At 51.0% G+C, this 26,721-nt stretch carries 20 protein-coding genes; 9 read left to right on the top strand and 11 right to left on the bottom strand.

What is annotated here, in order from left to right:
- Positions 1 to 267: 267 nt before the first annotated feature.
- Complete coding sequence (locus EL633_RS13540; RefSeq protein WP_126627692.1) at positions 268 to 3,315, bottom strand: family 78 glycoside hydrolase catalytic domain; 3,048 nt, start codon at positions 3,313 to 3,315, stop codon at positions 268 to 270.
- A gap of 235 nt (positions 3,316 to 3,550) precedes the next feature.
- Positions 3,551 to 4,864, bottom strand: coding sequence for an adenylosuccinate lyase (gene purB / locus EL633_RS13535; protein ID WP_126627691.1), 1,314 nt, complete (start codon positions 4,862 to 4,864; stop codon positions 3,551 to 3,553).
- 199 nt (positions 4,865 to 5,063) lie between these two features.
- Between purB and EL633_RS13530 the strand changes: the two genes are divergently transcribed.
- The 5 genes from EL633_RS13530 (at position 5,064) to EL633_RS13510 (ending at position 10,349) form a co-directional block, all read left to right on the top strand.
- Positions 5,064 to 6,464, top strand: a complete 1,401-nt coding sequence (locus tag EL633_RS13530; protein ID WP_126627690.1) for a hypothetical protein — start codon at positions 5,064 to 5,066, stop codon at positions 6,462 to 6,464.
- 303 nt (positions 6,465 to 6,767) lie between these two features.
- Positions 6,768 to 6,974: a 50S ribosomal protein L31 gene (gene rpmE / locus EL633_RS13525; RefSeq protein ID WP_126627689.1), complete on the top strand. Its 207-nt coding sequence runs from the start codon at positions 6,768 to 6,770 to the stop codon at positions 6,972 to 6,974.
- Positions 6,975 to 7,074: 100 nt separating this feature from the next.
- Positions 7,075 to 8,511 (top strand): MGDG synthase family glycosyltransferase, encoded by a 1,437-nt coding sequence (locus EL633_RS13520; RefSeq protein ID WP_246039131.1) that lies wholly within the window; start codon positions 7,075 to 7,077, stop codon positions 8,509 to 8,511.
- Positions 8,512 to 8,538: 27 nt separating this feature from the next.
- The gene (locus EL633_RS13515; protein ID WP_126627688.1) at positions 8,539 to 9,549 is read left to right on the top strand and encodes a DUF1385 domain-containing protein; all 1,011 of its coding nucleotides are present in this window, start codon (positions 8,539 to 8,541) and stop codon (positions 9,547 to 9,549) included.
- Between the two features lie 113 nt (positions 9,550 to 9,662).
- Positions 9,663 to 10,349 (top strand): protein-tyrosine phosphatase family protein, encoded by a 687-nt coding sequence (locus tag EL633_RS13510; protein ID WP_126627687.1) that lies wholly within the window; start codon positions 9,663 to 9,665, stop codon positions 10,347 to 10,349.
- Here the strand turns inward: EL633_RS13510 and EL633_RS13505 are convergent.
- Positions 10,286 to 11,173 (bottom strand): Cof-type HAD-IIB family hydrolase, encoded by an 888-nt coding sequence (locus EL633_RS13505; protein ID WP_126627686.1) that lies wholly within the window; start codon positions 11,171 to 11,173, stop codon positions 10,286 to 10,288. The two genes, EL633_RS13510 and EL633_RS13505, sit on opposite strands and share 64 nt — an antisense overlap.
- A 190-nt stretch (positions 11,174 to 11,363) precedes the next feature.
- On the opposite strand from EL633_RS13505, the gene EL633_RS13500 reads away from it, so the two are divergent.
- Positions 11,364 to 12,851: an HD domain-containing protein gene (locus tag EL633_RS13500; RefSeq protein WP_126627685.1), complete on the top strand. Its 1,488-nt coding sequence runs from the start codon at positions 11,364 to 11,366 to the stop codon at positions 12,849 to 12,851.
- Positions 12,852 to 13,026: 175 nt separating this feature from the next.
- Here EL633_RS13500 and EL633_RS13495 read toward each other — a convergent pair whose 3' ends face one another.
- Positions 13,027 to 14,103, bottom strand: coding sequence for a tetratricopeptide repeat protein (locus tag EL633_RS13495; RefSeq protein WP_126627684.1), 1,077 nt, complete (start codon positions 14,101 to 14,103; stop codon positions 13,027 to 13,029).
- Between the two features lie 384 nt (positions 14,104 to 14,487).
- On the opposite strand from EL633_RS13495, the gene EL633_RS13490 reads away from it, so the two are divergent.
- Positions 14,488 to 16,056, top strand: a complete 1,569-nt coding sequence (locus EL633_RS13490) for a S1C family serine protease (protein ID WP_246039130.1) — start codon at positions 14,488 to 14,490, stop codon at positions 16,054 to 16,056.
- A 329-nt stretch (positions 16,057 to 16,385) separates the two neighbouring features.
- On the opposite strand, the gene EL633_RS13485 is transcribed toward EL633_RS13490, so the two are convergent.
- From EL633_RS13485 to EL633_RS13470, 4 genes are all read right to left on the bottom strand, one after another.
- Positions 16,386 to 17,864: a hypothetical protein gene (locus EL633_RS13485; RefSeq protein ID WP_126627683.1), complete on the bottom strand. Its 1,479-nt coding sequence runs from the start codon at positions 17,862 to 17,864 to the stop codon at positions 16,386 to 16,388.
- A gap of 418 nt (positions 17,865 to 18,282) precedes the next feature.
- Positions 18,283 to 19,059, bottom strand: coding sequence for a hypothetical protein (locus EL633_RS13480; protein ID WP_126627682.1), 777 nt, complete (start codon positions 19,057 to 19,059; stop codon positions 18,283 to 18,285).
- 202 nt (positions 19,060 to 19,261) lie between these two features.
- A complete protein-coding gene (locus EL633_RS13475; RefSeq protein WP_126627681.1) occupies positions 19,262 to 20,053 on the bottom strand; it encodes an anti-sigma factor family protein in 792 nt (263 codons plus the stop codon).
- 73 nt (positions 20,054 to 20,126) lie between these two features.
- Entirely contained in the window at positions 20,127 to 20,753 is a 627-nt protein-coding gene (locus tag EL633_RS13470; RefSeq protein ID WP_126627680.1) for an RNA polymerase sigma factor, read from the bottom strand.
- A 577-nt stretch (positions 20,754 to 21,330) separates the two neighbouring features.
- On the opposite strand from EL633_RS13470, the gene EL633_RS13465 reads away from it, so the two are divergent.
- A complete protein-coding gene (locus EL633_RS13465) occupies positions 21,331 to 22,455 on the top strand; it encodes a citrate synthase (RefSeq protein ID WP_126627679.1) in 1,125 nt (374 codons plus the stop codon).
- Between the two features lie 57 nt (positions 22,456 to 22,512).
- Here the strand turns inward: EL633_RS13465 and EL633_RS13460 are convergent, their stop codons facing one another.
- Positions 22,513 to 24,429 (bottom strand): protein kinase domain-containing protein, encoded by a 1,917-nt coding sequence (locus tag EL633_RS13460; RefSeq protein ID WP_161982129.1) that lies wholly within the window; start codon positions 24,427 to 24,429, stop codon positions 22,513 to 22,515.
- Between the two features lie 228 nt (positions 24,430 to 24,657).
- Between EL633_RS13460 and EL633_RS13455 the strand changes: the two genes are divergently transcribed.
- Complete coding sequence (locus EL633_RS13455) at positions 24,658 to 25,368, top strand: hypothetical protein (RefSeq protein ID WP_126627677.1); 711 nt, start codon at positions 24,658 to 24,660, stop codon at positions 25,366 to 25,368.
- A 76-nt stretch (positions 25,369 to 25,444) separates the two neighbouring features.
- On the opposite strand, the gene EL633_RS13450 is transcribed toward EL633_RS13455, so the two are convergent.
- Both EL633_RS13450 and EL633_RS13445 read right to left on the bottom strand, forming a co-directional pair.
- Positions 25,445 to 25,654, bottom strand: a complete 210-nt coding sequence (locus EL633_RS13450; protein WP_126627676.1) for a TOBE domain-containing protein — start codon at positions 25,652 to 25,654, stop codon at positions 25,445 to 25,447.
- A 95-nt stretch (positions 25,655 to 25,749) separates the two neighbouring features.
- Positions 25,750 to 26,460: a TPR end-of-group domain-containing protein gene (locus EL633_RS13445; RefSeq protein WP_126627675.1), complete on the bottom strand. Its 711-nt coding sequence runs from the start codon at positions 26,458 to 26,460 to the stop codon at positions 25,750 to 25,752.
- Positions 26,461 to 26,721: the final 261 nt, after the last annotated feature.

Genomic DNA, 26,721 nt, shown 5'->3' with positions numbered 1-26,721 from the left:
GGCGGATGGGAGGAGGGGGAGCGAGGGGACACCCCCTCGGACCCCGGCAAGGGGCTGGCTGCCCCTTGCAACCCCGCTTTTCATGCGGTGGTAGGAGGAGAGTCGAGTCCCGCTTCTCCATGGGGTTGGAGCGGATCTAACCTCGCTCCTCCATAGGGTTTAGAGGAGGGTCGAACCTCGCTTTTCGGGGGGTTGGAGGAGGGTCGAACCTCGCTTTTCGGGTGGCTGGAGGAGGGTCGAGCTCTGCTTCAACAAATTGGGGGGAGCTCATGCGGGGTGTAGAGGGAAGCTATAGTGGGTCTGGTTGGGTGTGATGGGATAGGTGGTATTGGAGAGGATGATTTCTCCGGTGGTGCCGGGGGGGAGGGAGACTTCGATGCCGAGGGTGGCATGCTGATGAGTCCAACTGAGGGTTATGTCGCCGTGGGGGGTGGGGACTGTGCCACGGGCCCATTGGAGTTTGCTGGTATGGGGGGCGATACGGATATGGCTATAGCCGGGGTTGGCGGGCTGGATGCCGAGGACCTGGGCTGAGAGGAAGTAGGCGGGCGCTGCCGACCAGCCGTGACAGAGGCTACGGCTCCAGTGTGGACTGGTCAGGTTGGGGAAGGTCTCCCAGAAGGTGGTGGCTCCCTTTTCTAGCATACGGCCCCATTGCTCACGTATCAGGCTGATGACGGTATCGATCCTGTTATAGGCGAAGAGGGTTTCGGCGGTAAAGAAGAGGAACCAGGGACTACCAACGGGAACAATGGCGTCAGCGGCGAATTTGCTGGCCTGATCAGGTGAGCTACCGATGAAGTTGCCTTGCTGAGCGGCCTCGACGAGGGGAAGGATACGCTCAACGCGCTCAACAGGTGCGCAATTACAGAGCAGGACCAGCGTGTTGGTGTGCTCACTGATCCTGGTGCGCGCCAGAAAGGTGGCACGATCATCGAGATGAGTACCATACTCGGCGCTCAGGGCCTGGTGATACTGATAGCCCTGCTCATCACGGACGGTATCAACATAGGCTCCACGCTCCTCAGACCAACAATAGGCGTTGATGGCGCTATAGATACGTTCAGCAGCCTCACGATATTGCTGGACCTCCTGTTGCGGCTGAGAGGAGTTATCTGAGAGAACTTCAGCCATGCGGGCGGCGCGGCGCAGGCTTTCAACAAGTAAAGCATTGGATGAGGTGACCTCACCGTCACGCGTCAAGTCCATCGCCGACCAATCAACCAGGTTCCAGACATCAGGAAAGTTGATCAGTCCACGCGGCGAGAGGAATGCCAGGCTACGCTGTAAGCATTCACGGACCGCTGGATAGAGTTGCGCCAGGATGTCACGGTCTCCAGTAAGCTCATAGTGCTCCCAGACATTCCAGATCCAGAGGAACGTCCACATGGGGATCTGGCTGAACCAGCCACTGGCAACGTGGTCGGTGGTTAGATGAGCCTGCCCCTGTAAGTGTGGCGGCTTGATCGCATCCAGGCGGCGCGAGAGGGATTGTCCCGTCAGGAGGAGGCAACGCGTGGTGAGGTCATAGGCACCAAAGGCGACGGCATTGCTCAATGCTGAATTGCGGGCATCACCAACCCAGAAGACCTGCTCATAAGCCGGGCAGTCTACATAGGTATCCTCCATACACAACTGGACCGTGTAGGCGGCAACGTCCCAGATCGAGGTGAGTAGCTGGTCACTACAGGCGAAGCTGCCACGGCGCTCCACCGGATAGGTGTTGAGGAGGGTATGGAGATTATAGAGCCGGATCGGTGCGCTATCAGGCGTAGGAAAACGGAAGGTGAGTGAAGCGTAACGATAACCACGGCGTTGATGCGAGCGGAACGTCTGATGACCAGCTCGACAAGTATAGCGGAACGTGTTACGCAACATATCGGTCCAAAAGATGCCGCTGGCATCGATGCCCTCAAAGAAATTGGCATCCACAATCGTGCCCTCAGGCGCATCCAGTTCAAGGACGGGAAAACCTACGACTTCACGGCCAAAGTCAACGACTATATGCAGGTCACCGTTAGACTGTGGGTAGAGTAGGGTGTAATTGGCATCCTGGTGTAAGAAGGCGGATATATGCTCAGCCAGGACGGCGGTCGAGCTATCCAGGAATTCGCGTGGCTGGGGTCCGGCGATACTGGCATCACAGAAACCACTGGCTGGGAGCGCGAACTGCTGGGCACGCGTAATCAGCGCGATATCCTCCATATTCTCAGCAGCGGCGATAGCTATGCGCTCGCTAGCTGGCAGTTCGTCAGGCGTGGCCGCTGCTAACAGACGCTGATAGGTATCATCGCGCTCATCAAAGGAGCCAAGATAGACCCAGACGGCCGTTGGATCATCCACCAGTCGCGAAGCGGAAAAGGTCAGGTCCTCAGTCGTCTGAAAAGAGAGTGCCGGCCATTCGGTACCCGCAATCACAAAGAGATTATGGCCTGCCTGAAGGTCAAAGATGTTGTTATGAATGCGCTGACCACTACAACTGATGCCGCGCCCCTCATAATCGGCTGAACTGGCGCTGACAAGCGTAACCTGACATGGCTGCTGGACGATCAGTTCGGTTACAAAGGCGACGCCACGCGTGCCCAGAGGCTCACCGCGCAGGCCCAGCGAAAGGTCACGCACACGATGGCGCAGATCAAAGCTCCAGCCCACGCCCGGCCTCTGACGAGCCAGTTCAAGGGCCAGCACCTTCGTCGGCTGCACCACATCCCGTGTCAAAAAAGGAATCCCACGCGGTACCAATTCATCCCAGGGTGAGGTGCCCACTGGTCCAATGATTGTGGCTGGCTGCCAGTCTTCAGACAGGACATACGAGGGATCGCGCCAGCCATCTTCGGTACGCGCATCATACTGCTCCTCAAAACCCTGCTGCACACAGATACGCGGTACCGCACGCACAAAGACGGGATCAGGTGACACCCGCCAGGTGGCATCACTAACCAGGCGGCGACTTGTGCCATCAACAAACTCCAGCAGTAGCTCACACAGAAAGCCACCCCGGCCCCGAATATATTGAAAGCTATGATCACCCAGATGCGTCACACGGGCCGCCAGGACATTCTCCTGGCCCGTATGCAGCCAGGAGGTAATATCATACTCATCATAGCTATAGGCCCACGGAAACGAGCGCACAGGACCATTGCCAGCATCATGTCCATTCACATACAGTTCATAGCGACTATCGGCCGTAATCAATAGCGTCGCCCGCTGAATAGCCGTGGGACACTCAAATGACCGACGTAAACGTAACCAAAAATTACGTGGTGAAGCCTCACCAGCATCCCAGATCCAGCTGACCAGCGAAGAAAAATCCATTTACCTATCGCTCCTTTGCAAATATGTTTCTATTTATAACTAGTATAAAAGCAAACGAAACAAAATGTAACCCGAGATATCGCTCAAGGTGCCATGCATTTTTTGCAGCGGCATGTGTTGTCGGATATGAAATATCGCGATGTGAACAATATTGGTAGCGAGGAGCTAGACCTGTGTGGCATTGTCCAAAAAACCAGGATGCGTTCTTCCACACATCCTGGCATGTTTAATGCTCTTAGGCCAGGCCAATACGTTTGAAGGAGGTATCGATGTACTTGGTGTAGTAGTCAGTATTGGTGAGTTCGGCCAGTTCGGTAGGATTGAGGTAGCTGGCAACTTCAGGATCCTGATTGAGCGCATCGACCAGGGCGGCCCCTTTGATCGCCCCTTCACTGGTCATCGCCCAGACCTTTTTAGCGTTGCGCTGCACCATCTTATATGCTTCCTGACGACCTACGCCTTTATCGATCAAGGCCAGCAGGATGCGCTGTGAGAAGACGAGGCCACCGGTCATATTGAGATTGGCCAGCATGCGCTCGGCATCTACTTGCAGGCCGCTCATGACATTGTTGAAGATATGCAGTGTATAATCCAGCAATGTGCAGGCATCAGGAATAATGATGCGCTCGGTTGAGGAATGGCTGATGTCGCGCTCATGCCAGAGGGCTACATTCTCCATCGCCGTTACCGCATAGCCACGGAGCAGGCGGGCCAGTCCACAGATGCGCTCGCACAGTTCAGGATTGCGTTTGTGCGGCATCGCTGACGAACCTTGCTGACCCGAACCAAAGGGCTCAAAGGCCTCGCTCAACTCGGTTCGCTGTAAATGCCGGATCTCCTGGGCCATCTTCTCTAGCGAACTACCGACCAGAGCCAGCGTCGTCATAAAGTGAGCATGGCGATCGCGCTGTACAACCTGATTCGAGATCGGAGCCACGCCAAGTCCCATTTGTTCACAGACATATTCCTCGATCTGTGGTGGTATTGAGGCATGGGTACCAACCGGACCAGATATTTTTCCGACGGTAACCTGCTCAATGGCGGCCGCCAGACGTGTCTGGTGGCGACGCAATTCATCAACCCAGAGGGCCAGCTTCAAACCAAAGGTCATCGGCTCAGCATGGATACCATGGGAGCGGCCCGTGATCAACGTATATTTATGTTCAACGGCCCTTTTCGCGATGGTATCGGTCAAGGTCGCCAGGCCAGCCGTCAAAATCGCGCCGGCCTCTTTAAGCTGCGCGGCCAGACCAGTGTCCAGTACATCGGAAGAAGTCATACCCAGATGGATAAAGCGGCCCTCAGGACCCAATTGTTCCTGGATCGAGCGCAGGAACGAGATCACATCGTGATGTGTCTCCTGCTCGATCTCCTGCATACGCTGAGCATTATACTCGGCCTTACGAATCTTCTCGATCGCCTCTTGAGGAATGACGCCCTCGCGTGCCCAGCCTTCGCAGGCCAGTAGCTCTACTTGAAGCCATTTATCTGTTTTGTGTTTGGATGACCAGATGGCGGCCATCTCTGCTCTTGAATATCGCTCAATCATGAATAAATATTTCCCTTATGTATGCGCTAACATGGAAGTGAACTGATCTTCGCACATGACATGGCGCGAGCTCATAAATATGAGCTCGCATTTTTGTTTACGTAGTGGGATAATCAGTACTGCGTCATGCCTAGTTTACCACAGATGCCAATGTACATCACTGTCTAATTTTTTTACTTACAAGGAAGTGAGATCGAGCGTGTTGAAAAGTTTCGCTTCATCCTTCTCTCCGGCCTTAACACGAAATGCGGCTGTTTTATATACCATTAAGAACCTGCTCCCGGCAGGAATAGTAGTAGTGCTCACCGTCTTTACCGTGTGTAGCTACTATCTGTATCATCCTTATGCTGAGCTGACCGCTGACACCCCTGGATATGTGAACTTCGCCCAACAATTACGCACAACTGGAAATCCCATCAATGTCTTTCGGCTACCGACATACCCGCTTTTTCTACTCCTCATCAGCCTTTTTGTTGGCCCACAGAATCTGTTCGCTGTAAGCATCGTCCAGGGGATTCTTTTTATATGTGCTGTGATAGAGTTCTATGTACTAACTCTGCTCCTCTTCAAGCAAAGTTGGATCGCGTGCTGTATTAGCTTACTGGTCGGAACCAACATTATCCTTATCTCCTACAGCAAAACTCTGATGACTGAAGGACTCTCCCTCTGGTTGCTGCTGAGCAGCCTGTTGCTGGCCATCTGTATCATGCGTAGCGGCAATATGGCCCTCTTAAAATGGCTGGGGCTCTTCCTGGCCCTCCTGTTTTTTACCCGACCCGAGTGGGCTAGCTTTCCCATCCTCTTATTTGCATACCTCCTCTGGAATGGCTATCGGCGTAGCGAATTTCGCTCAAAGCTATTGAGCATGGTGCGTGTCGCCATCGTTCTCTATGCACTGTTAGCGATCTATATCGGCTGCAACTTTTTTATCCATCATTACCTTGGCTTAACCAGCGTCGAAAACATGAACCTGATCGGCAAAGTAATGCAATACCATATGCAGAACGAAGCCCCTCCGGGTTATGAGCATATACAACGCATCATTGATTTCAATGTGACCCATACCCATCTCTCTCCCTATCAACTACTTGGCAAACATCCCGAACTTGGTCGTAATAATGCCCAGCCAGTGGGGGATTTCGCCCGCGCCATCATCTGGCGCCACCCCTTTGAATTTATCGGCAAGACCATACCATTGCTCTTTGAGTCACTGACCAGCTATTATCCGGTCAGCATTTCAGCCTCGCCTCTGAATATTCCACAGCACAATTGGACAGAGCAGGCCGTTAGCGTCCTATCGTCGCTGCATCGCAGGCTCTATGCCCTCAACGTTCTCTTCCCCTATGGCTCAATCATCTGGATCAGCCTCCTGTGCTGGTCCCGTACCCGTAAGCATCTGAGCGTTCAAGCCATGGGACTGATCGTCCTCACCGTCTGGTTTGCTCTGATCCTCACCACCCTTGGTGGCTACTACCTGAGCGACTACATGCGTGTCCATATCGTATTTGACGCGCTCATCATCATAACTATCTGGGGAACTATCCTATACGTACCTTACCTTTTCTTTCATCTTTTGATTGCTCCGAAGAAGTGGGCATAAAATGACAATAGATTGTGTTATCTATAACAGAATGAATGAAATAGTACGCACTAGTAATGCTGCTGGATTTGATCCTTACTGGTGCGCGATATAGGTGAGAGCATGATTGATAAGGCATTTGGGGAGGCGAAAATCCTGCCTTATTGAGGGTGACATCTTGACGAAGATGAGCCTTGCATGTACAATCATGCTTGCATTGCTATGAGCATTTTGCAGGTTGTAGAGGTGAGGGAGGCAGAGGTGCAGCAAACAACAAGGCCTTCCAAGCAGCGAAGCCATAAGTGTTGATATCCAGGAGATATTATGAAAGCAGGAATCCATCCAAATTATGTTGAATCCACGGTGCAATGCGCTTGTGGCAACACATTTACGACAATGAGCACGAAGCCTGTGTTGAAGGTTGATGTTTGCTCGAAGTGCCATCCTTTCTTTACTGGTCAGCAGCGTATTCTTGACGCCGCCGGTCGTGTGGAGCGCTTCCGCAAACGCTTCAACCTTAAGGATGAGTAGTTCATTACCAGGGAGTAGTCGTATAGGGATAAAGGTGAGTAGAAACATGCCTTTATCCCTATTTCGCTATGCGTTACTTTTTTTGTAAATTGCAGGGGGGGTGAGTCAACTGAGCGATCCAACGCAAAGAACTATTCTGTTCCTGATTGCTGATACTGGCGCGGGGCACCGGAGTGCGGCCAACGCGATCAGTAATGCCATCCGTCTTATTTCGCAGCGCGAACAGGAAGCATGGCTGGCACAGCAACCAGCAACAGGAGGCGAGCTTCCACCTTCCTCTTATCGTATCGAGATTGTTGATGTGTTTGAGGAGTACAGCCGTTTCCCGTTACGTGAGGCGGTCAAACTCTATGGACCAACGATACGTTATAATCCAAAATTGTTTGGCGAGTTTTTTCATCGCAGTAATCGTGAAGGCACGGTAATGGCGATGACGAGCCTGGCAACCCCGCTTATTTTTAATGGATTATTGAAACTCTTTACGACTATTCAGCCGGACGTGGTTGTCTCGATCCATCCGATGATTAATTTTGTCACGATCCGAGCCTTGCGCCAGCTAGGTTTGAAGATTCCTTTTATCACGGTCGTGACCGATCTGATTAGTGTCCATTTCTCCTGGTTTGCGCCAGGTGCTGATGCCTATATTGTGCCAACAGAGCAGGCAAAGCAGCTCTATCTGTCGCGCAAGCTAGATCCTAGACGCGTGCATATGTTGGGCATGCCGATTGATCCCAAATATACACGTGAAGTGGCTCCAAAGGAAGAACTCCGTAAAAAATTTGGCCTTTCGCACGATTTACCCGTTGTCTTGCTGGTTGGTGGTGGTGATGGAGCTGGCGGCCTGCATGCCGCGGTACGCGCTATTTCTCAGGCTCACCTACCGGTACAGTTACTGGTGGTAACGGGCCGCAACAAAAAACTCTATGCCCAGTTACAGCGTACACGCGCACGTCTTCATGTGCCGGCCCAGATCTTTGGCTTCGTACATAATATGCCTGAATTGATGCATGCAGCCGATGTGATCATTACCAAAGCTGGTCCTGGCACCATCTGTGAAGCCTTAGCCTGTAATCTCCCCATCATTTTAAGTGGCTATGTGCCCGGTCAGGAAGAGGGTAACATCGATTATGTTGTGCATAATGATGTTGGTGTTCTGGCCCTCGATGCTCATACGTTGACCGATGCTTTGCGCCGCCTCATCAAGCCTGGCTCACCTGAACTGCGCCGCCGTCTGGCCAATGCCAGCAGCATTAGTCGACCAGCCTCCTCATTTGATATTAGCCACAAAATTCTCAGCTTTTTACCGGCTCCAGGACAGGATAGTGTCTGGAAGAGGCAAGGAACTCGTCCGGTGCAGTATAGAATGTCCGGACGTATCCAATCGGCGATTCGTATTCGGCGTTTACATAACCATTTACCAAAGACTATTACTAGAAGTTCTGTGGTACGTCGTTTCTCGAAGACACAGGATATCTCCAATGAAGCCTCCAAGCCTGTGAGGCGGCTTGTACGTCGAAATATCAAAGATAGGATCTAGATCTACAGGAAGCGAAAGGATTGCTAGATGGCAAAGTTTTATTATGGTGGTCAGGCGGTAATGGAAGGGGTGATGATGCGTGGTCGCAATGCGGTTGCCATGGCGGTCAGGCGTCCCGAGGGCGAGATCTATGTATACGAAGAGGCATTGACGCCTAAGATTTATCAGAATAAATATTTGCGCCTCCCATTTCTACGTGGCATGGTACTCCTCTGGGAAATGCTGGTGCTGGGTACGCGGCTCATGACGATTTCAGCCAATCTCGCCTCAGGAGCCATGGATCCAGCGGCTCCAGTAGCTGCCAGTCCCGCTTCAGCCGGTGCGCCGACCCCTATTGTTGGAGACCAGGAAGCTAGGGAGTCACCGGAATCCATCGGTGGTGCCAGCCTGATCCTGCCATTGATTGTCTCACTGACCTTTGCCATCGCCATCTTCTTTGTGGGTCCACTCCTATTGACCAGTCTGTTGCGCCAGCAGATCGGTGATGGCTGGCTGAACATTACGCTGGAAGGTGTAATTCGCCTGGTATTGTTGATTGGTTATCTGTATTTGATTGGCCGTGTGGCAGATATCCAGCGGGTCTTTGGTTATCATGGGGCCGAACATAAAGCCATTAATGCCATGGAGCACGGTGATCCGCTGGATGTGCCTCATGTGCGGCAGGCTTCGCGTGTGCATACCCGCTGTGGAACAGGCTTTATGCTCCTGGTGATGGTAGTCTCAATCTTCGTATTCGCCTTTATTGGTTCGCCTCCCCTATTGATCAAGATCGTTGCGCGCATCGTCCTGGTACCGGTTGTAGCGGGTATCGCTTACGAACTGATGCGCCTGGGTGCGGCCAATTATCGCTATCGCGTGGTACGCTGGTTGCTGGCTCCAGGCCTGGCCCTACAGGGACTGACCACCCGTGAGCCCGATGATAGTATGATTGAGTGTGCCATTGCCTCTCTAAAGCGGGTTGTGTCCCGCGATACTGAAACCGAGGCTGTCACTGGCGAGAAGTCGGTTGTCCCTTCGGACTTAGTCACAAACGTGTAGCTGTTTGCAGTCTGTAGTGGATCATGCTATAGATATTAAATGTGTACATACCAGAAAAATATATTGATCTAAACTAAATAGCAGACATATTCATAGAAGAGGGAAGTTTAGGAATGTCGTCAGATTCAGTAAAGCCACCTCCAATTGATGAGAGTAAGCAGGGGGGGACGCCACCTCCTAGCGCGGCGGCTGAGGCTCCACGCGTAAAGTTTTCGTTTGTACATTGGGCTACTACAGGTGTGTTGCGGCTCCTCTATCGCCGCTGGACGCGTATCGCGGCCCGGCTGTTTCCTGAGAACTCTAAAGGGGAGCAGATCGCGCATGCATTACATATTCCTTTGCCCGATACGTTAAATATGAGTTGGGTAACCGAACACCTGGCGGTTGGTGGACGTGTGCGTCTGGAGGATATTCCGGCTCTGAATAGAGCTGGCGTCACCCATGTCGTGGATACGCGCTCTGAGTACTGTGATGATAAGGATGCTCTGGCTCGTGAGCATATTGACCTGCTCTATCTACCTACGCCCGACACATATCCACTATCAGTGGAGCAGTTGATGGAAGGCGCAGCCTGGGTCAACGAACATATCAGCCAGGGAGGGCACGTCCTGATCCATTGTGAGCATGGCGTTGGCCGCAGTGTTCTGCTGACCTGTGCCACACTCGTCTATGGTGGTATGCATGCCAGTGAAGCGTTAGATCTGGTCAAAGATAAGCGCTGGCAGGCGGCTCCAAATCAGAGACAGGTTGCCCGCTTACGGGAGTTTGAATCCGCGTTCCGGGTACTCAACAAAGCATAGCGCTCAATGGCTACTGCCACCCCATCTTCCAGATTGGTGGCAGTAACCGCATTGGCACTGGCCTTCACACGCTCTGGTGCCTGTCCCATCGCCACACCCCAGCCAGCAGCCTCAATCATCTCTAGATCATTATGATTATCCCCGATCGCCATGACTTCAGTCATAGCTATGTCTAGATGCTTTGCCAGCAGAGCTATCCCGGTCGCCTTTGAGCATTGCTGTTGCATGACCGTAATCTCGGCGGTACCATAATTGCCACGTGTAATGCGATTCCAGGAACAGGGCAACTGCGAGATGGCAGGCGCGACACGTTCAATAGCCTCTTCGTCCGCAAATGCCACGACCCGTATAGGATCAGGCTGGTCCACACAGAGGAGATGGTGGGGCATGCGCAGGACTTGTGGGAACTCTCGAAAATAGCCGTCTAACCCCGTATTATCAAACTCAGCGTGTCCACTCCATGTCTCTTCTATGCTACCTGCGATATGGTGAATGACAGGCTGGATCTGGTGGGCGACCAGGATATCGACGGCCTGCTGGGCCAGATGGGCAGGCAGCAGTTGGGTGTGGAGTACCGTACCATCTGGATGATCCAGAATCAGGGCACCATCACAGGTGATCAGCGGAATCTGAATGCCCAGTATATCGGCAAACTGGCGGCTATTTTCATAGCGCCGGGCCGTTGCCAGTGTGACCACCATCCCGGCGGCCTGGGCAGCCTGGATCGCGGCTTGCGTACGCGGGGCAATCTGTTTCTGTGGTGTGAGGAGTGTGCCATCAATATCGATGGCAATCATTTTAATGGCCTCTGGCTCTTTTATCATCAAGTGGCTCCAAGTGGAATAGCATACGAAAAGCGACGAGCATAGACCAGCCCGCCGCACATACCCCTGTGATCATTTGATTTTATTATACATCAAGTTCAACAGACATAGCAGGAAATGCTATGTCATCACCTACTAGTTGGGAAGATAGACATTATTCCTTTTCCTTTGATACAATGACAGTATGAGTATGCGAGAAGAGCCTTTTGAGGGCACATTAAATCAGGAGCAGTCAGGCCAGCCAGCGCTGGATGCAACGCCACTGACAGAAAATCCTGCCGTTAACCATAATACTGACGTTGTACAATCAATCGAGCGTTCATATTGGACTGATGCTGCCGGTTATCCGCTCCTACCTGATGAGCGGCCGGTTGGGACGGTTCGTGATAGCCTGTATGATCTGATTCCACTGGGCTCTCGTGAGCTCAAACTGATCAATACCGCGCCATTTCTACGTCTTCAGCAAGTCAAGCAACTGGGATTTGTTTATCGCGTCTGGCCTGGGGCGACACATACCCGTTATGAACATAGCCTGGGCTGCTACCATCTGGCCGTACGTGCTTTGCGTTCCCTGCTGTTACGTGGCCCGGACGGAGGACTCGACGGGATCGCGATCAGTAGTATTCAAACTCTGGTTGTCTCGGCCCTCCTACACGATATTGGCCACTATCCGTTTTCGCATACCATTGAGGATCTGGGTTATCCAATTATTCATCATGAGAAGGTTGGACGCTCGATTATCGAAAAAAGCGAGATCGCGACCATTTTGGAACGCGACTACCAACTTTCACCCGGTCGTGTCGCTGACTTTATCGATCCACCCAAGTCGAGTCCTCTCCCACCGGATGATGAACTACTCGGCCATCTACTAAGTGGAGCGTTAGATATAGATAAGTTGGATTATCTCCCCCGTGATGCACGCGCCTGTAACGTGCCGTACGGTGGCGTTGATGTGTCGCGCCTGCTGAGTTCGCTACGCATCCATCGCGATCTACACGACGAGCGTTGTCTGGTCGTGACACATAAAGGGATTAGTCCTTTGCACTCGCTGTTGCATGCTCGTCAGGAGATGTTTGATAACATTTACTGGCACCACACCAGTCGAGCCTTCCAGGTGATGCTGGTACGAGCAGTTTTTGATGCCCTGGACGTTCAGGCACTCACTGCCGAACAACTGATGGGATTGACCGATGCTGGCCTGCTGACCCTGCTGGCTGGAGACAAGATGCCCGCTAGCTCACGAGCCCTGGCGGCCGATCTAGAGTTGCGCCGTCCTTATAAAGTCGCCCTAGAAGTGAGTCCAGCCGCTGGCAGTTTGTTCCGCCGCCTGGAAGCGCTGTTCTGGGACGCCCATCGGCGCCGCTATATCGAGCAGAAAGTGGCCCAGGAACTCGCCGAAATCCTCCAGATGCCCGTGACCGACTATGAAGTCCTGCTGGAAATTCCACGTCCCGAGAAATGGGAAATGGACGTCTGGATCTCGTTTGAGCATCCGCCAATCGGCATGAAACCACTTATGAAATGGGTTGAAGCCACCGGACTCCAATCAGACGATCTGGCCCGCTACGAGCAACATCAACGCCGTATCCGTATCGTGATCCCTGAAGCTCTGCGTAGCGCCATCAATCAACATCCAACCGATGATCTTCTCCTATCCATCGTGGATCACCTGATCTAAACAAGATCAAAAAGCATAAAGAAGCAGTAACGGCAGGTCTTGCACCTGCAACCCGTTCAACGTATGACCATGCACAGGCCAGATTCTGAACACGTCTGGCTGTGATCGCCGTCACACGACTACGTGTTTGGAGGACGTTACTTACGTGAACTGGTTGCAGGTGCAAGACCTGCCGTTACTTTTTGCGTTGGTACATGAGGCGGAGGGATTTTTCGTGGATGCGGCGGGCCGGGGCATAGTCAGGCGATAGGCGTTTAGCGCGGTCGGCGGGTATGACGGCTTCGCGATAGCGACCCAGACGGAAGAGGGTGTCGGCCTTCATAGTCAGGAAGCGTACATTGGAGGCATCCATGGCGATGAGGTGGTCAAGGGCTTCATTGGCTTCCTCGAATTGTCCTAATCCACGCAGGCTACGCATAAAGTTTTCCCAGACCAGGATATCGTTGGGTTGCATCTCGGCCAGTTGATGGGCCAATGCCTTGAGTTCTTCATACATCTCTAAGGTACGAAATGCCTGTATACCGAGTGTCAGGCTTTTGACATCCTGAGGATTTAAGGTGAGCGCCTGGCGTATGATTGGAATGACTTCGCGCATACGGCCGATGCGGCAGAGAATTTCAGCTTTCATTTGTAGGGCGAAGAGTTGCTGGGCATCGCGTTCCAGGCTGCGATCAAAGGCTTCTAATGCTTCGGCCAGCCGATTGAAATTGAGTAAGGCCACGCCATAGTTAGCCCAGGCGCGAGCGTCAGCGTCGGATAGCTCGACGGCGCGTCGAGCACTACGTAACGCCTCTGGAAATTTGCCCTGGAGCAACTGTAGACCGCTACGATTCATCCAGGCCAGACCAAGGTTGGTATTGAGCAGGAGGGCCTGGTCATTGGCGATCATAGCTTCTGAGATGCGCTCCATCTTTTGGAGCGCACGGGCCTTATATGCTAGAGCGGACGCCGAATTCAGCTCGATAGTCAGGATATCCTGAGCAATTTCATAGAGCGGCTCAAAACGATTCATGCCATCTAACACTGCGGCCATCCCCAGCAATGCATCCATATCCTGAGCATCTTCAGTGAGAAGATATATAAAGGCCTCGGCTGCTTGCGACCAGTTTCTGTTTAGAAGGTGTTCATGGGCCGTCCGCCGTATCTGCTCAACCACCACAGGCTCCAATGATGCATCCTTTTCTCTATCTTTAAAATTTGTGTGCTGTTTATGTTCAGAAATAGTTGTATTTTGTGCAGTCGGGGATGCCATTCCCTGCTCCCTCTCCTGTATTGTATGCTCATCCAATGTTTGGCTGCTCCATCTTCTGCTCAATTAGTGTTCCCATTATCTCATTATCGACTACGATGAGCAACCCCTTTGTACAAAATGGACTGAATCGTTATAATGGTGGGATAGAAGTTATTCATGTGTGCGTTGCTAATGGGTTGGATAGATCTTTGGGATCTGTTAAAAGATGAAATTTTTTCCATACAAATTTTTTACAAATCCCATAAAGATTTTTCATGCTCTTGTTATACAGTATAGACAAGAAAGTTTTATTACGCTCCAATGATTTCCATGGGAGCTGTAAATGTGTTACGGTGACGATGTTGGTAGTGGGAGGTTTGTAGTGGTTTACGAGGAGGTATCAGAATGGGTAATTCAGATACAAATGATCTAAATAATTTACATAATGATAGAACAACGCCATACCAGCCTGCCCCATCATCGCAGCCTGGACAGCCGGAGGATGAGCGGTTGTCGTATGTTCCACCCACACGAGGTGGCAGTTATGGTACTGAAGAACAGCGCTATCATGAGTATATGCAGCCAGGGGCATATCGACCGGGATCCGCCCAGCCGGTAAATCAGCCTGAGGACGTTTATGGTGCTGTTCCGTCATCCGCGTATCCTCCGCAGTCACGACCGCAAGCGCAGCCTGCGGACAATCGCTATTGGGGTCCGACAGCGAACAACAGTATGCCACAACCGGGGGCGGTTTATCCGAATAGCTATAATCAAGCCGGTTATACTCCTAATGGTCCAGGTGTGCTACCAACCCCGGGGGCTGGTCCTGGTCCTGGACGTAAGAAAGGGAGTGGCATGCGGGCCGCTGCTATCGCGGGCCTGGCCTTGATGATGGCGCTGGTACTTGGTGTTGGTCTGTTTGCCGGCTGGCAGTTTCGATCTTCTTCGATCGCTCCGACGGCGCCTGGCGTCAACAACTCAACCCTCCAGCCAGGGAGCAATCCACAGGCGCCGATTCCAGCTCTCACTGGCAATAACGTTCAGGCTGTGCGTGAAGCAGTGATTGCCAAGACGCGTCCGGCGGTTGTGCAGATTACTGTGCACACCCAGAAAGGTGATGCACTGGGTTCCGGTGTGATTATTGATAAGCGTGGCTACATCGTCACCAACAATCACGTAATCAGTGGCGCGAATGTGGTGGACGAAGTCGTGCTTTCAGACGGAACCCGTATTCGTAATGCCCAGGTAGTTGGTACTGATCCCGCTGATGATCTGGCGATCATCAAGATTACACCACCAACCAATATGGCGGTAATCACTCTTGGTGATTCTTCTAAATTGCGTGTGGGACAGGATGTGCTGGCGATTGGTAATCCACTGGGTAATACTCAAACGGTAACCAATGGTATTGTGAGTGCGCTGGGACGTAATGTGAGCGAGGGTAATGGTGCCACCATTCCTAACGCGATCCAGACCGATGCGCCGATCAATCCAGGTAATAGTGGTGGTGCGCTGGTGGACCTGCAAGGTCAACTGGTAGGTATTCCTACCCTGACCGCCGTAGATCCGGAGTTTAACTCACCTGCTAATGGTGTTGGCTTTGCCATCCCTTCAAATCGTGTACAATTTATCGCGACACAGTTGATCTCAACTGGCCAGGTACAACATACTGGTCGTGCCGCCATCGGCATCATGCCAGCAGCCGTAGATGCCACCCTACAGATGCAAGATAATCTGGCGGTTGACCATGGTGTTTATGTCACGCAACTGGTATCTGGTGGGGCCGCTGAGAAAGCAGGCGTGAAGGTTGGCGATGTCATTGTACAGATTGATAACAAGGCCATTGATGCCATTCCATCGCTTGAAGACGCCCTGATCGCTAAGAATCCTGGTGATACGGCATCGATCAAAGTATATCGTGGCACACAGCAGATCACTTTCAATGTTACTCTGGGTGAGCTTAAAGCCAATTAATCCTGGTTAGTCAGCTTCAAGTAACGTTTATCTGATCCAGGCTGAATAGATGGATAATGATAATATGAGACATCCCGAACTTTAAGGTCGAGTTTGTAAAAAAACACCTCCTGGAGAGAGACTGAAGGAAAAAACAGACAACCATTCAGTCTCTCCAGGAGGTGTTGTTCATGTCATCCCAATATCTCACCCGGCTCGAGGAGTCACAAGTTCCAGTCTGGCATGGTTGTAGTGCAACCTGACGTGCAGGTAGCGCGCCGTAAAGAGTTCCTGTGCTTACTACGCGCCATCTACACGTTTCAGGTTGGGGAAGTAGCAGTAGAGATAAATTAGATCCGCCACGCGCGCATATTGAGTTGTGATTTAAGAAAAGAAGTGATTGGCTCTCTGGCTTGCTGGTAAATTCTAAATAGTAGTGGGAAGATAAAGTAAACAAAGACTAGCAAACTATAGAGCACATAGAGTTTTTGCCCCCACTCCAGATGTGGATGGCTGACAAATGGTCGCCATAGAACACTAAATTCTGGAATATAGTGGCAGGCAGCTTCAAGTGTATAGTTGTTTGCCATACAGATTGGAATGTAGGTTGCGCTCTGAAAGAGGACTGCGCATAGACCTACCCAGGCTGATAAGCTCAAAACCAGTACTGTCAATAGATTAATTAGTAATCCTCCATCTTTACTTTGCAGACGTACCGCGATAGCAAATGAGGCCGGGATAGAAGCAAAGAGAAAGAATCTTGGTCCCCAATAAAGTCCACCATACCAGGACCACCATCTAGAATATACAAGTATCAATCCAACTGTGAAACAGATCCACAAAGAATAAATCTGGTAAAGATCTAAGGCATATTTTTTTTGCCAGGTTTTCAATGTATGGCCTACAGGTAATAAGAGTCCAGGAGTAAAGAAAATGAGTCCTTTGCCAAAGGAAAAGAGAATGGAGAGGAGACCAAAGAGGAAAGGATAACTAAATCCTGCTAATCCTGAATATGGCATGAAAGTATGGAAACCAGCATCATTGTCATAACCATTAGAGAAGAGGGAGCCACGGCGTATCCAGGACTCTGCGAGTATGAGGAGACCTGCTGCTGCTAGCGCCAGGACGTAACGGAGCCGTTTCTGGTCGAACATCCTTTTGAGGATCATAATGCCCAGACTGATCATGGTGGCCGGTGTATTGACGACGCCTAACACGATCGCAATCCAACCAACTGGCGCTGTAAAACGGATGAATACGGCCATGATGCCGAATCCTACACAAACGGCGGTAAATATTTCTCCATAGTAGGATGTTAAATGGGCGGCAAACATTGAGCACGTTACCATGAGTAAGAAGAATTTTCTCAAGAGTGTACGATCCATCCGATCTTTACAGAGCAGATAAGTGATCAGCAAACTAAATGCAAAGAGGATGTAATTGTAGAGCAGAATGGTCTCTTTTGGCTGCCCTATTTTTTCTCCCAGCCATAACAGCGGTAGCGAAAATAATGGACCAATTAATGAATATTTGTTGTGAATTGATTGGACTATTCCATGATGGAAAAAATCTGAAATATACTGATAACGTAGCGTACCATCTCCATGCATTGTGCGCGGCATGATGAGGAGGATGAAGAACATACCAATCAGAATCAGTCCAGTTTCAAGGTATGCAAACACGGTACTATACCTGGCTGGCTTTTCGGGAAACTCTTCAACCTGAGGAGTAGAAGGGATTACTGGCTCAAGCTTGAGCGTATCTTTGTCTGTTGAAGTATGTGTATGCAAGCTTGTATTGTCAGTACTATACTGAGTGTTTTCTTTCACTTTACACCTGATGGACACTATTAAATACCAGATCTCATTCGTCAATTACTGAAAAGAGGGACAGGATATGACTGTTGTGCAATAATCATCTTTTCCTATTGCATTTCATCTATGTAATGTACTAGATGGCCTTATAAAAAAGCAAATTAATAGCCCCTTTGAATATTTATACGCAATTTAAATCCTTGTTGATGCATTGCTTTTTTGTATACTTGCGGATTGTCAATAAAGAGGTGAATGGTGGATCTATCCTGGATCTTTATGCGTGTTTGTCATAACAAGAAAAGTTTCTCTTACTAGAGACGACAAACGTAATAGAAAGCCGGTGTTGTACGTATACGGGCAGTACCCCACTCAGATATTGTTGGCGAATTGCCAACAATATCTGAGGATGTCTCATGTATATGTAGATAAAGGTTTATTGCGAAACCTTGACGGGATCAGCCGCGGCAGGATTGGAGATCGGAGTGGACTGGTTGCCGCGGGAGCGGCGACTGGCCAGGACGACGCCGATAAACAGAATAATCCAGCCCAGCGCCATAATCAGCCAGAAGATAGTATCAATTCCCAGGAAGCGGGCCAGGGTTCCGGCGGCGGCATTGAGGATGGCGCCAATAAAGATAAAGACATTCGCCCAGAGGATGTTGCTGGTGCGTGTACCGCCCATGTTGGCCTGCTTGCGCAGTAATTTCCAGCCGGAGAGCAGGGCGACGCCAGCGACCGCCACTACTCCCAATGTGTTGAGTAGAATAGTCATTACCAGCCAGGGACCAGGATGCAGCGTGCCGGTTCCGGGTGTGCCGGCGATCTGGCTGAGTTTGTGCATATCAACGGTCGCATCCAGTACAAAGATAGCGGAGATCGTACTCAATAGCAATAGGAAGCCCACGCAGACCCGTGTGAAGCGTGGCTTACTCACCAGCGCAATACTGCCCAGTCCCAACCAGGACGGCATGATAGTACCTCCCAGCGCATAGTAGAGGCGAAAGAAATACACGCCCGGCCCTGAGGTGGGTCCGGCGAGCAGCATCGCCATATAGGCGAGTGTAGCAATAAAAGCCATGCATAGCGAGATCGACCAGTAAAGCTGATAACTACGTCGCCGACCAAGGTACTGGCGCAGAATCATCCATGCAAATATCCCGGTTACCAGAACATTGATTAATGGTGGTAAAAGTAATAACGTTGTGTTCAAAATATGCTCATTTCCTGCATGAGATCCTTTCCTTCCTGATACAGGCAAGCAACACCTGAGCATAGATCGAAGGGTCCCATTGAAAAAAGATCAAAGGAGCACGAAATATGTACGTCAAACCTGCTTCCGTGCTCCCGGATATTCTATAGACAGAATATAGCATAAATTATTTGCTTCGACAGCAGCAAAATCTCGTAGAGGCTTAGCGCTGGTACCTTTGTTTTAGCAGCAAAAATCCTAGCAAGCCCAGGATCAGCAGGATAATTCCCAGATCCAGACGAGCCACGTTGTTGCTCAGGTCAAAGAGGAAGAAGGTTGGCGAGCTTGCAGGCTTATTCACCGTCCTGGCAGGGGTCGCTGGTTGAAGCTTGGGAGGCTGAGTGGGTTGCATAGTTGGTGTGGGGCTGCCCGCTCCCCCTCCTGTAGCTGGTCTTGTCTCACTATGGGTGGTTGCGCCATTTGATACGGCAGGATTATTCGTGTTTGAAGGCGCTTGATTAGAGGTTGTCGAACTTGCGGTTCCTGATGCACCACCACCCATATGTGGGAAGGAAAAGGTGCTGAGCACTGCTGAAAGCATGAAGCAGATACCCACAACTGCTACCAATCCGCTCACCATGCGTAGCGTCCTCTGGAGCGTACGCCGCTGTACAGTCCTGCCCCCAAATCGAGGACGTGCTTGTCCTGGTGTGAATGGGATAGGGGCGGGACGTTCTTGCTCTCTGTGTGTATCTGTCACTAAATCCTGTAATGGCTCTGGCTCGGATTGCTCCAGAGAGATGTCCACAGGTAAAGCAAACGAGCGTGGCAAGGTAGGAGCAGGCAAGGACCGCAGTAACTGTACCGTTTGTCGCAACTCGGCAAGCTCTAACTGACACTGCTCGCAGGTCTGCAGGTGTGCACGATCGGCGTCAGACTGTACTCCCCCTGAGAGTTGGTCATCGAGCAAGGCCGAGAGCTGTTCAGTTGTCAAATGCCGATCAAATTGTGACACGCGTGCACTCCATTATGTATAGTATTAAAACGTAATCGTGAAAGCTGCCTGCCACGATTATCAGATAGTGTTCTTAAGTCAGACGATAATTGCGTGGTAAAAGTTCCTGATGTTGTTGTAGATATGTGCGCAACCGTGCTCGCCCCCGCGAAATACGCGAGCGGACCGTGCCAATATTGGTTTGTGTGGCTTGCGCGACCTCTTCATACGAGAGGCCATGAATATCATAGAGAACAATCACTGTACGTTGATCTAAGGGAAGCGCTTGCAGGCCATGCTGAATAAGCTCCTGGAGTTCTCTGGTCAGCACCACTTCTTCTGGATTGTTTGCCCGATCAGTCAGGATGAGTGCCTCAGCGGAACCGGAGTTACGAGACTCATCTTCGTCTGTCAGCATGTCGAGCGAGGCCGTAGGATGGCGCTGAACGCGGCGCCAGTGATCACAGGCCATATTAGAGCCGATACGCAGGAGCCAGGCGCGAAAGGAAGCGTTGCCCCGATAGGAGCGAATCGCCTTGAACGCCGCGATAAAAGCGTCCTGGGTCACATCGGCTGCCGTATCACTGTCACCAAGCATACGAAAAACAGTACCATACATAATGTGTTGATACTGTCCGATGAGCTGATTAAATGCTTCGACATCTCCGTGCTGGCTACGGGCGATGAGTTGTTCCTCGTCGTCACGTGCGAGCTTGTCCATAGATGGCCTCACTTCTTGCTATTTGCGCTAGTTTATCATATTTTATCCCTCATGACTATAATCTTGATAGATATGTATAAGTTTATCCCACATCCTTTATTGCCGCCTGCGGCGGCAGGGGAGAGGGGGAAATATTCGGGGACACCCCCAACCCCGGCAGGAAGGGCTCACCGCCCCTCCTGCACCTCCCGGCTTTTCTTACTCTATTTGATAAACGTCAAGCTGCGGTAGGGAAGAGAGGTGCTATTCGAGGACGTCATGTCCTCAGCATGTCAATGTGGTTGTGGAGAGATTGGGGGTGGTCGCGACCACCCCCAATCTCTCCACAACCACATCAAAAACAAGCGAGCGCCGTGGGCGCGAGGCGTGAGGAAAAGGGAATGCGCATAGCGTTAGCTAGCTGACATGACATGGTTAGAGGTGATACGGTATAATAGCAACGAATACCTGTTGTGAATAAAACACATGTATGCTTCGATGTGGAAGTAATATAAGCCCTCGTTCTGGCTATGTGTAAGCCTGGGGCTGTGTTCGTTCTCACACTAGCGAAGCTGATATCTCCTATGGAGGATCTTTTATGCCGACCACTACAGACGGTCTTGAGGACATCGTAGCAACCCGTTCTCGGATCTGCGATCTGGATGGCAAGCTGGGTAAGCTGACGTATTATGGCGTCGATATTCATGATCTGGCACAATCTTCTTCTTTTGAAGAGACGGCCTATCTTTTGTGGCATGGTGTTTTACCAACGCGTGCGCAATTAGATGATCTGCGCCTACGCTTGCATGCCCATCGTGCACTCCCCGGTCAAATTATTGAGCTGATGCATCTACTTCCAAAGACAACGACGCCAATGGATGTCTTGCGTACATCAGTTTCCGCACTCTCTGCTTTTGATAAAGATTTAACTGATACATCCCCACAGGCTAACCATGTGCGGGCGGAACGACTGACGGCTGTGATGCCGACGATTGTGACCAGTTGGGAACATATTCGTCATGGTCGTGAGCCAATTATGCCTTTAACAGACCATGATCATGCAACAAACTTTCTGTATATGTTGACGGGCAAACTGCCAGATAGCTATACGGCCCATGTCCTGGATGTGGCGTTGATTCTGCATGCCGACCATGAGTTGAATGCCTCAACCTTTGCCGCTCGTGTGACTGCCGCGACGCTGGCAGATATGTATGCGGCCATCGCTTCGGCGGTTGGTACGCTTTCAGGACCCTTGCACGGCGGCGCTAATGAGCAGGTTATCCGTATGCTCTTGCGTATCGGTGAGGTAAGCAAGGCTGAAAGCTATATTAAAGGGGCATTGGACCGTAAAGATCGCATCATGGGTTTTGGCCATCGTGTCTATCGTACCGAAGATCCTCGTGCCAGCCATCTGCGTGAAATCTCGCAGGAATTGGGGCAGCGTACCGGTGATAGTACCTGGTTTGAGATCTCACAGGTAGTTGAGCGCATCGTCAAAGAGCAAAAAGGTTTGTACGCCAACGTAGACTTCTATTCAGCCTCAGTTTATTACATGCTGGGTATTCCCGTTGATCTGGATACACCTATTTTTGCCTGCAGCCGTGTTGCTGGTTGGACCGCCCATGTGCTCGAGCAGTATGCGCATAATCGTTTGATTCGCCCTCGTGCCGACTATAAGGGTCCTAAAAATACATCATATGTATGTTTGGATCAACGCGCCTGATAAAGCAGGCCAGAGCGATCCCTATAACCGCATCGCTTTCACCAAGAGGTGCAATGTCTATGGAAGTAGACGTTGCACCTCTTGTTTCATTTCCTGGTAGTTCTGATAGCGTAAGCGCGTATCTTCGCTGAGTGCCCGACTGAGGATACTCTCAAGGGCGAGCGAGACATTAGGATTGAGGAGGCGAATAGGTGGAAAGGTCGGATAGTGAGGTGGAGCAACATTACTGAGTGCATGATGCACGCTAGCAGCAAGTGCATAGATGCATGTGCGCTGGTCATACATTTTGTCCTGAATGGGCAGGTATGGCGAGATGGCGAGTTTGCGTGTGGTTCTGCGCCCACGCGTGCTGTGCTGAGGTCCTTTGGGTGGTGGTGGAGGTGGAATCTGAAATCCTGTCAAAAAGACCCGACCACGCTGGACCTCGATCAGTATGTTGGCGGGCGATATATCATAGGGACGTATGATTGGCTGCTGCTTTTCAAGGGCCAGCAAGATATTGAGCAGGCTATTTATGTAGCCGATCACCTCTTGTTCAGTCAGGGGACGTAGGAGTTTTTCGATCCGTTCCGCCAGACTTTCGCTATCAATATAGTTCATGACCGCATAATAGTGTCTACCCTCGGCAAAACGGTCCAGTATGCGGGGCAACAAAGGATGGCGTAGCCGAGCCAGTGGTTCGGTGGCCTGATCATAATATGCGACATCTTTAGCCCGTTGGGCGAGAGGATTATCGGTACACTCCCAGCGCTTCAAGACCACACGCTGTCCCTTGTTCTGAGCATCCAGGGCGACCGCAGTCATAATCCCGGTCTCCTCGGTCTGCTTGAGGATACGCGTGAGTGTGTAGCGGCCCTGGCGGATAGTGGTACCAACTAGAGGACTATGAGCAAGCTTGAATGAAGGCTGGGTGAGGCGGCCACAGTTGGAGCAGCAGCGCTGTCCAAAGCGGACCTGCGCATCGCAGTACTGGCAATAGCGATCATCATATTCAGCGCCACAATGGGTACAGCGGCGTGCTCCGGTGCGGTTCTGTTGACCACAATGCTGACAGACATAGCGTTGTTGCGCTACAGTCACGGCCTGGGTATAACGATCCGCAAACTCGATAATACTGGGATAGCGCTGGCGATAATCCTTGGAGAGTGCTCGCTGCAGGACGGCCCAGACTTCGACCGGGATGCGTGGATTCCATTGTTGCGGTGGCGGTGGCGTTTCCTTGATATGGGCCTTCCACATATCTTCCAACTGGCGATACACAAAAGGCGGACGACCACTCAGAAGCTCATAACAACAGACTGCCAGCGCATATTGATCTGAATCGCGTCTGGGAGCCCCCTGCCATTGTTCGGGCGGCATATAAGCGGCGGTCCCGGTGATCTCACCCAGCGAGGCATGGGTCTGCATACCCAGATAATAAGCTGTACCAAAATCTGCCAGCAGAACCTGTCCGTTGCGCCCAATCAACAGATTGCCCGGCTTCACATCCTGATGGACCAGGCCATTTTCATGGACATAACGTAACGCTTCCGCCGTCTGTTGCACATATGGAATCAACTCTTCCGCGAAGGTCTGGCGACGGGTCCCATCGGGTCGACGGAAAAGACCACTGATCGTCTGTGGCGCATATTCCATCACAAAATAAGGCTGGTTACTCCCCGCTAGCTGACCAAAATTATAGATTGGTAGAATATTCGGATGCTGCATCGTCGCGATGCGGCGCGCCTCCTGAAAAAAATTGGCCTGAGATTTAGACGTAAACTGATCCCGGCGCAAAACCTTCAGGGCCAGGATACGGCTGAGTGGATTTGGTTCACGAACTTTATATACATAACCATAGCTACCTGCACCAATGAAATCCATCACCTCATAGATGCCGATTTGTGCACCCTGTACCAGGAAATCACAATACTGACAGCTTACCGTACCATTAGGATTATCATGCGTGCTATGTGGATTAAGACAGCGGGCCAAGTTGTTTATCCTACCCCTTCTGCATAGAATGAGTTGCACAGAGAGAAGAGTCATCCTCTCTCACTCATATACGTCTATCGCAAGTCCAGGTTACGCTTTCCTGGCTATACCCCGACTACTGTATCGTATTATGCCACGGTCAGCGACTTCTCCGCGTATTACAAGTGAGTAGTATCTCTGTCTATTTTATCTTAGCAATAGAGCGTTCTCGCGGAAAGAGGTTGTGTGATGATCGATAATAATGATGAGAATTATGTAAGTAATGCCCAGAATACGCAGAGTCAGGGACAACTCGTGCGTATTGGTGCGGAGGCTGTATATCTCAATGGCATTTTACAGATTCCCCAGGATGCCCGTGGTTTAGTTATTCTTGCCCATGGTATTGAAGATCCTGCGCAGAATCCACATCAGAATGTGATTGCGCTGGCCTCAGCGTTCCAGGAGCACGGTCTGGCCACCTTGCAGGTAGATCTCTTCTCCAGCGACGAAATTGCCCTGGATGAGCGTACCGACTTTTTTCGCCAGAATATCGATATCATGCAGCAACGTCTGGTCGGGACCGCCGAATGGTTCCTGGAAAATGCTTCGACCGAGAATCTCTCCATTGGCTATTTCGGCATCAACGAAGTTGGGGCCGCAGCCATTGCCGCCGCGGCCGCACGACCAGATATCGCGGCAGCCGTGGTTGTCCTTGGCAGTGCTGGCGAACTGGCTAGCCAATATGCTGCCCATGATCTGGCTCCCACGCTGCTGTTAGCGGCCGAAGGAGATAATGTAGCCGTAGACAATCACAAGCAATTACTCGACCTCCTGACAGGCGAGAAGAAAAGCGAAGTTGTGGCCGGAGAATCCAATCTCTTCTCCAATCAGCATAGCGTCAACGAAGTCATCCGCCTCGTTGGAGGCTGGCTCTCCCACTGGCTGGTCCCGATTGTCTGAGCACCAACAAACAAAGGCATCCAACCGCTTAAACCGTTGGATGCCTCTAAGCTTTTATATCACCAAAGGACACACATTATTCTTTACCCAGCATGACCTCGGTAGATTTAATGATAGCCACAATTGGATCGCCGCTCTTCAACTGTAGTGACTCGGCTGAGGTGCGAGTGATTGCTGAAACGATCTCCTGACCATCAGTCAGTGCTACTACTACCTCCGCCATCACACTACCCAGTTTTACCGATTGCACCGTTCCTTTAAGCTGATTACGCGCACTAATTTGCATGCAATATACACTCCTGTTTGACTGCCATCTCTGGTTCAACTAGAGATAGCGAGAGCACGAAAAACACATTCCTCTTTTGATTGTACGCATTTTTTCTAATTCAAAGTTTCACGTAGCAACGCCAGATCTGGATCTGTCTGTGCAAATTCGGCGCCTGGAGGATAGAGTGCGATTGCCTTTTGCAAGGTGGGCCCTGCTTTCGCTAGCAGATCATGGGTGGCGTAAAAACAGGCCAGATTATAGAGGATATTACCCTTCAATTCATCTGGTACCTCGGCCTCGATGACTCTATTGGACCAGTTTTCATAGACTTCCAGGGCGCGCTCTGGCTGGTGGCGATCAATCAGGTAGTAACTCAGATGAATCTGGGTGTGTTCGTAGCAGTTACCCATAAAAGACAGGTAGAGTGGTATCCCTTTGGGGAGCCAATCGAAGCGATCGAATGCCAATAGCTCTTCATCTGAGAGTTGCTGTGTGAGCGCAATGAGATCGTCATAGGCTTGATCTGATTCCGCGAGGATATCTGGCCAGAGGCGATGGCGATTCTGCTCAAAGACGATTGGATTGATCTGCTCAAAATCGCCCGATGGTGTTTGTGCTTCATGGCGCAAGTAGGCCTGTAATCTAAGCACAAGGCGCTGACGCCAGTAGGTCAGATGAGACACATGATCTTTAGCGGACCAGTAGTCAGGTTCACCAATGACAGCCAGTTCGGCGGGTGGCAATTGCTGAAAAAACGCATTCTGATCGCGTTGTGATTGAAGTAAGAGCTGAATTAATAGCGCTTTAAAGTCATGTTGATGCATGGGTATTATTCTTCCTTTGGCTTCTTGGATTAGACAACAGAAAACTGGACATAGTGGTCCCTTAAAAGATGTTTATGTAGAGGAGGAATGCACTTGAAGGTGTGAAGAAAGGCTACAGACTCGTGTGTGCGCTGGAATGTAGACTCTAAAAGAAGCGCGGAAGCTGTGATAGGTTGCTGAAAGAAAGGCTGATCATTGTGTATGCGAGCAAATCAGCGAAAGGCGCCTCTAACCTGAGAAGTGCAATACCCCGTTGAATTT

Origin of the sequence: Dictyobacter alpinus, assembly GCF_003967575.1 — a bacterium.
Taxonomy (GTDB): domain Bacteria; phylum Chloroflexota; class Ktedonobacteria; order Ktedonobacterales; family Ktedonobacteraceae; genus Dictyobacter; species Dictyobacter alpinus.
The sequence above is the reverse complement of the archived record's forward strand: the minus strand, read 5'-3'. Positions and strand labels throughout refer to the sequence as shown.